Here is a 6,513-nt window from a genome sequence, read left to right as displayed (position 1 = left end):
TTGTAACGCATAAAAAATACCCCCTTTACTGTTTGTCCAGTAAAAGGGGTACGCATCAAAATGCAACAGCCCCTTCTTTATTTTATAGAAGTTGGTTTATCATTTAAAAGTTCCACAGTTATTTTAGTTACTGCAACACAGGTAACAAGTGGAGCTATAAATATTCCAAAGAATGGAATAAAGAATAAAAGAGTAAATATGATACCAGATATAGCTGAACAAACTCTTTGCTGTTTTAAAAATTCAAGACTTTCTTTTGCTGAAAGCTGGTATCTTTCAAGAGTATAGTCCATAAATGAAAATCCTGTAAAATATCCCTGAAGGATAAAAATAAGCACTGGAATTGAGAGATTTATTGGAAAAATAAATCCAAGTAACATAATAATACAGGTTCCAATCATCTGCTTTATAAAACTTCTCACTCCAATATCAATACTTCTAATGATAAATTTTACGTTATCACCAAATGTAAAATTATACTGTTTACCTGTGAGGTGAGTTTCAACTCTTTCTGATACATAGCTTAGTACAGGTGATAAGATTATAAGTAATAGTGATTTATATACCAGATAGTAAAAAAGTATTGAACATATCCATATCAAAATTTTAATAAGAATATAGATTATAGAGTGATAATTTTCCAAGTGGAAAAAATCTTCCAGTAGATTTGTTAAACTTCCAGACAAAAGATTACCTAGAGAAACAAAAACCATAAATAGTATGATTCCAATTATCCCTGGGACTAAATAAAATTTACGAAGTTTAGCATCACTTATTATTCTAAAAGAGTCAAAAAATGCTTTTAATACTATTGATACACTCATTTTTTTTATATTCATTTTATTCACATCCATCTAAATGTGATATGTCAGAAAATAGTTCTACTGTGTATTTTCCATCTGTATAATCAACTATTGAAAGACTTGTGTTCTTAGGAACTGGAAAATTTCCAAGTTCTTCAAAGCTCATATTATTAACGATTTTAAATATAGCTTTAAGAGTTACTCCATGTGAAACTATAGCAACAATATCATTTTCCTTGTGATTTTTTACTACTTTATCAAGTCCAGCTTTTACTCTTTCTATAAGTTTATTATAGCTTTCTCCACCATATAATTCTGGTGAATACTCTTTTGGATTAAAGAAAAAATCATGATATTGTTTTGGATACTCACTTTCAAACTTTTCTCTAGGAACTCCTTCCATCTGTCCAACTGAAATCTCTTTAAATTCATCCATATATTTGACTCTGATGTCTCTCCCATTTTTTACAAGTTCAGTAGTTTCCATTGTTCTTCCAAGAGGAGAAGAATAAAATGTAACAAATGGCACATCTTTTAATTTTTCACCAAGTTTTGCAGCCTGGCATCTTCCTTTTTCTGTAAGAGGTGAGTTAGATGAACCTTGAAAGATTTTCTTTGTGTTCCATACAGTTTCACCATGTCTTATAAAATAAATTTTCATATAATGTTTTGTTCCTCCGTTACTTTGTAATAGATTTGAATTTATCGCTATTTAGATAAGATTTAATATTTTTAACTCTTGTTGCATCACTTGGGTGAGTGCTTAAAAACTCAGGTTGTCCACCGCCACCGCTCTGTCTCATTCTATCCCAGAAAGTTACAGCATAATTAGGGTCATATCCTGCCAGTTTCATAAATATAAGACCTAACTGGTCAGCCTCTGTTTCATGACTTCTGCTATATTTAAGCATAACTAAATTAGTAGCTCCATTATACACATCTGGGAAAAGACCAAGTGATGAAAATATGCTTCCACCTAAACTTTGAATCACAGAATAACTTGCCTGTTCACGGCTATGTTGAGCTATTGCATGGGCAATCTCATGTGACATAACTACAGCAAGTCCATTTTCATTTTGTGTATAGGGTAAAATACCAGTGTATACAGCAACCTTACCTCCAGGCATACACCATGCATTAGGGGTATTATTCTGTATTAAATTAAATTCCCATTGGTATTTAATGTGTGATTTATTTTCTCCTGGATGATTTGCAAAATATTTGTCTACTGCTCTTGCAATATTGTTTCCCACTTTTTTTACCATCTGTGCATCTTTATTATTAAGAACCTTACTTTGAGCCATGACCTGTCTATATTGCGAATAGCTTTGTGCTACAATCTCATCTTCTGGAACTAAAAGCATCTGTTTTCTTCCTGATATTGGAGCATTGCTACATGCAGCAATTAACAATGAGACACATAGAGCAGACAAAATCTTTTTTATCTTCAATAATATTCCTCCTTATAAAATTATATTTCTTTATGTATGAATATTTGTTATAATTATACATATATTGTACCTAATTTTGAGGAGGATGTAAAATGAAATTTTTAGGAGTAATCCCTTCTAGATATGCCTCTACAAGGCTTGAAGGAAAACCGCTAAAAGATATTTGCGGACATACAATGATAGAATGGGTGTATAAAAGAACCAAGATGTCAAATCTTGATGAAGTGGTTGTTGCTACTGATGATGAAAGAATATTTAAAGAAGTTGAAAAATTTGGCGGAAAGGCAATTTTAACAAGAAAAGACCATGAAAATGGTACAAGCAGAATAGCAGAAGTATGTGAAAAAATTACTGATTATGATGTAATAGTAAATGTTCAAGGAGATGAACCTTTAATAGAACCTGATATGATTAATTCAATAATAGATTCTTTTAAAGAGGATGACTCAATAGCTATGAGTACATTAAAGTATAAGATAGATACAATGGAAGAGATAGAAAATCCAAATTATGTTAAGGTTATAACTGATAAAAAAGGGTATGCTCTTTATTTTTCCAGAAGTGTAATACCTTATCCTAGAAAAATGGATTTGAAAAACTATTATAAACATGTTGGAATATATGGGTATAAGAGAGATTTTGTAATAGAATATGCGAAAATGGAGCCAACTCCACTTGAGAAATCAGAATCTCTTGAGCAGTTGAGAGCTTTAGAAAATGGTTACAAAATAAAAGTAATGGAAACACCATATAAAATAATAGGTGTAGATACTCAGGAAGAACTTGAAAAGGTGAGGGAATACGTTATAAAACACAAATTAAAAATAGATTAGAGGGATGGATAATATGAAAATACTAAAAAAACTGACAGTGGGTATAATTGTAGCGATGGTACTTACAGCATGTAGCTCTACTGAGAGACTTAGAGAAACTGGTAAAATTGGCAGTGGAAAAGTTGAGAAAAGCAAGGTAGCAAGTGGAAACTATGATTTGGACTATAGTTTTTTTAAAAGTAGAAAATTGCCAATACCTGATAATTTTAAGGGGAATGCTAATGATTATTTAATTCCTAGAAATGATACTTTGAAAAAATATGGTTACGATTTTTTTGTTAAGTATAATGAGGATAAGGCACTTAAATTTTATAAAGATCTAGAAGTTGAGGGATATGGAGATAATTCACCATATTGGAGATGGAAGATAGAACTTACTAAAAAAGAGTTTTTTAATGCTATTAAAAACAATCTTGTAGCTGTTTATAGAACACGTCCAAGAGATGTATTGACACTTTCAGATGGAATTTGGGACATGAAGAGAATTACAGCTTCAGATATTGGAGAGATAAAAGATGTTGAAGTTGCTGCCAGAGGTAGATCAGGAGTTGTAACTTATATTGTTGTTACAACAAATAAAAATAGATTCCTTGTTGCAAAAGAACTAAATGTGAGAAAACTTTTTGCTTTAAATAGTCAATCTACAAATAGTGGGGATATTTATCTTTACAGTGCAAAAGGTGGAAGCGGAGAGTATAATCCAAATCCATTGAGAAAGAATATAGGTCTTTTACCTTCAGGATATTTTGCTATTGAAACAAGTGGAAAAAATGTAACTATCTATGGTGGTGGAAATGGTCATGGAGTAGGAATGCCACAATTTGCAGCTTTTGACTTAGCTAAAAACCATGGGTATAAATATGATAAGATACTACATAAATCTTATCCAAATACTAAAATAAAGAATATGTATTCATTAAAAGGAATTGGAAAGACAATAAATGTTGGAATTACAACATATACTGGATGGCTTGATCACAGTAGAGTTGTACTTGTAAGTAATGGAAAAATGAGAATTGATGGAGCAGGATTTAAGATTGATGTCCCAGCAAAACAAAATGTTGTAATTGTAAATAAAGGAAATAGATTGTGGGTAAGTGTCAATGGAAAACACAGAGTAAAAACTATCAGACCTTTAGAGATAACAGCATATGGATATTATATTACAATAGATGGATTAAAGAGAATGCATACTTTCTCACCACGTTATAGAGGGGATTTAGTAGTAAAACCATCTAGTACAAATTCACGTGCTATGAGAATAATAAATATAGTTAAGATTGAGGATTATTTAAAACAGGTAGTTCCAAGTGAAATGCCACAATCTTTTGGACTTGAGGCATTAAAAGCTCAAGCTGTAGCAGCTAGAACTTATGCTCTTAGTGACTATATAAAAGATAGATATGCTAAAGATGGATTCCATGTAAAAGATACAACTGAAAGTCAAGTTTATAATAATCAGGTAGAAAATGATGATGCAAATAAAGCTATTGAAATGACTGAGGGAGAGGTTCTTTTATATAACGGAAAACCTATAGATGCCAAGTATTTCTCTACATCTTCAGGGTTTACAGAAGCAGCAAATTATATATGGTAATAAATGATAAAGAACGGAACTATATATAATATATATTTTACAATTGTGTGAATTTTTACTATAATCTCAAGTATAGAAAAATAGAGGCGCAGAAAACATTAGTAATTTTGAGGAGCCGACAGGTGTTGATACAAAATGAAAGGGGATTTTGCCGAAATGGAAAAGAATGTAAAACTTTTTCGTTGGTAATTCAGAAAATATCTGTATTACTGTCATTGATGAAAGTCAATGGAGTGCTATTTTGTGACTATCTTTTTGTATAATTGTTTCTTTTACATAATATATGAAATTTGATGATATCACAGTTTAGTACTCTAAACTGTGATTTTTTTATAATATTATGGTTTTGAGGAGGAAGAAATGATTGAATTAATTAAATTGTTACCGGTTGGTGTTTTGGCGTGTTTGATGATAGGGGGATTTGATGCTCTGATTGCAGCCCCAATAGCGACAGTAGCTGCTGCTGCTATAGCGATGGTTGTGGAAAAAAAGGGATTTGATGAGATATTAGAAGCTGCTATATCAAATGTTAAATCTATAATAGTAGCACTTTTTATTCTTATGATGGCATATGCCATGGCAGAAGTATTTATGTCTACTGGAGTTGGAGCAGCAATTATCAATGTGGCTCTTAAAACAGGAATTACAGGAAAAACTGTAGCAGTGGTAGGAGTTATAGTTACATCAATTCTATCAATTGCAACAGGGACAAGCTGGGGAACCTTTGCAGCATGTGCACCTATATTCTTGTGGCTAAATCATATTGTAGGAGGAAATATCTATCTTACAATAGGAGCTATAGCTGGTGGAGCTTGTTTTGGAGATAATATAGGACTTATTTCTGACACTACAATAGTTAGTTCAGGAATTCAAGGAGTTGAAGTAATAAAAAGAGTTAGACACCAAGGTGTTTGGTCTGGACTTGTACTTTTAAGTGGAATTATTGCATTTGCAGTAGCTGGAATGGTTATGGATCTTCCATCAGTTACAGGAAATGGAGCTGATGCAATTTCTAAAATACCAGCTCACGTTTGGGCAGAACTAGCTGAGAAAAATGAATCAGCAATGACACTTTTACATCAGGTAAAAAATGGAGTACCTTTATATATGGTAATTCCTCTAATCCTGGTTCTAATAGCTGCATTTAGAGGATATCAAACATTTATATGTCTATTTATTGGAATTGTTTCATCATATGTATTTGGAAGATTTGCTGGAACAGTTGTAGATACAAAAGTATTCTTAAATGACCTTGTTATGAAAGGGTTCTCAGGAGCAGGAAGCTGGGTAATTGTAATGATGATGTGGGTTTCAGCTTTTGGTGGTATTATGAAATCTATGGATGCTTTCAGTCCATTATCAAAATTACTTATTATTCTTTCAAGAAACGTAAAACAGCTTATGTTCTGGAACGGAATATTATCAATATTAGGAAACGTAGCACTATCAGATGAGATGGCACAAATAGTAACAATTGGGCCAATAATTAAAAACCTTGTTGAAAAAAACGTTGAAGGAAACGACGAGGATATTGAAACTTTAAAATTAAGAAATGCAACATTTAGTGACGCAATGGGAGTATTTGGATCTCAACTTATTCCATGGCACGTATATATTGGATTCTATTTAGGTATTGCTGCAACAGTATATCCAATTGTAACTTTTTCACCAATAGACATTATCAAATTTAACTTTGTAGCATATATTGCTGTTATAAGTATTCTATTCCTTACAGTTACTGGATTTGATAGATTTATACCAAAATTTGGACTTCCTAGTGAACCAGCTGTAAGATTAAAAAAATAATAATAGTAAGATGAAAATAAAGG

The 6,513-nt window shown here is 31.8% G+C and carries 6 protein-coding genes and 1 riboswitch; of the genes, 3 read left to right on the top strand and 3 right to left on the bottom strand.

The window, feature by feature from the left end:
* Positions 1–77: 77 nt before the first annotated feature.
* From IX290_RS10920 to IX290_RS10910, 3 genes are read right to left on the bottom strand one after another with little or no spacing between them, the layout of a single operon-like run.
* Positions 78–839 carry an EI24 domain-containing protein gene (locus IX290_RS10920; RefSeq protein WP_249168940.1) on the bottom strand — a complete coding sequence of 254 codons (762 nt, stop codon included), beginning with the start codon at positions 837–839 and terminating at the stop codon, positions 78–80.
* Between the two features lies 1 nt (position 840).
* Positions 841–1,464: a histidine phosphatase family protein gene (locus tag IX290_RS10915; protein WP_211493222.1), complete on the bottom strand. Its 624-nt coding sequence runs from the start codon at positions 1,462–1,464 to the stop codon at positions 841–843.
* Positions 1,465–1,483: 19 nt separating this feature from the next.
* Complete coding sequence (locus IX290_RS10910; protein WP_211493221.1) at positions 1,484–2,254, bottom strand: M48 family metallopeptidase; 771 nt, start codon at positions 2,252–2,254, stop codon at positions 1,484–1,486.
* Positions 2,255–2,346: 92 nt separating this feature from the next.
* Here IX290_RS10910 and kdsB point away from each other — a divergent pair, with 92 nt between their 5' ends.
* From kdsB to IX290_RS10895, 3 genes are all read left to right on the top strand, one after another.
* Positions 2,347–3,087 carry a 3-deoxy-manno-octulosonate cytidylyltransferase gene (kdsB, locus tag IX290_RS10905; protein ID WP_211493220.1) on the top strand — a complete coding sequence of 247 codons (741 nt, stop codon included), beginning with the start codon at positions 2,347–2,349 and terminating at the stop codon, positions 3,085–3,087.
* 13 nt (positions 3,088–3,100) lie between these two features.
* A complete protein-coding gene (locus tag IX290_RS10900; protein ID WP_211493219.1) occupies positions 3,101–4,684 on the top strand; it encodes a SpoIID/LytB domain-containing protein in 1,584 nt (527 codons plus the stop codon).
* Between the two features lie 73 nt (positions 4,685–4,757).
* A riboswitch (Lysine riboswitch) is annotated at positions 4,758–4,931 on the top strand.
* A gap of 113 nt (positions 4,932–5,044) precedes the next feature.
* Positions 5,045–6,490 carry a Na+/H+ antiporter NhaC family protein gene (locus tag IX290_RS10895; RefSeq protein WP_211493218.1) on the top strand — a complete coding sequence of 482 codons (1,446 nt, stop codon included), beginning with the start codon at positions 5,045–5,047 and terminating at the stop codon, positions 6,488–6,490.
* The last annotated feature ends 23 nt before the right edge of the window (positions 6,491–6,513 follow it).

Source organism: Fusobacterium sp. DD2, from assembly GCF_018205345.1.
Classification (GTDB): Bacteria; Fusobacteriota; Fusobacteriia; order Fusobacteriales; family Fusobacteriaceae; genus Fusobacterium_A.
Note: the sequence above shows the minus strand (reverse complement) of the source record. Positions and strands in the feature narration are given on the sequence as shown.

Coding starts and splice junctions, on each gene's coding strand:
- IX290_RS10915 (WP_211493222.1), bottom strand. CDS start 1,464: ATGAAAATTTATTTTATAAGACATGGTGAAACTGTATGGAACACAAAG.
- IX290_RS10920 (WP_249168940.1), bottom strand. CDS start 839: ATGAATATAAAAAAAATGAGTGTATCAATAGTATTAAAAGCATTTTTT.
- kdsB (WP_211493220.1), top strand. CDS start 2,347: ATGAAATTTTTAGGAGTAATCCCTTCTAGATATGCCTCTACAAGGCTT.
- IX290_RS10895 (WP_211493218.1), top strand. CDS start 5,045: ATGATTGAATTAATTAAATTGTTACCGGTTGGTGTTTTGGCGTGTTTG.
- IX290_RS10900 (WP_211493219.1), top strand. CDS start 3,101: ATGAAAATACTAAAAAAACTGACAGTGGGTATAATTGTAGCGATGGTA.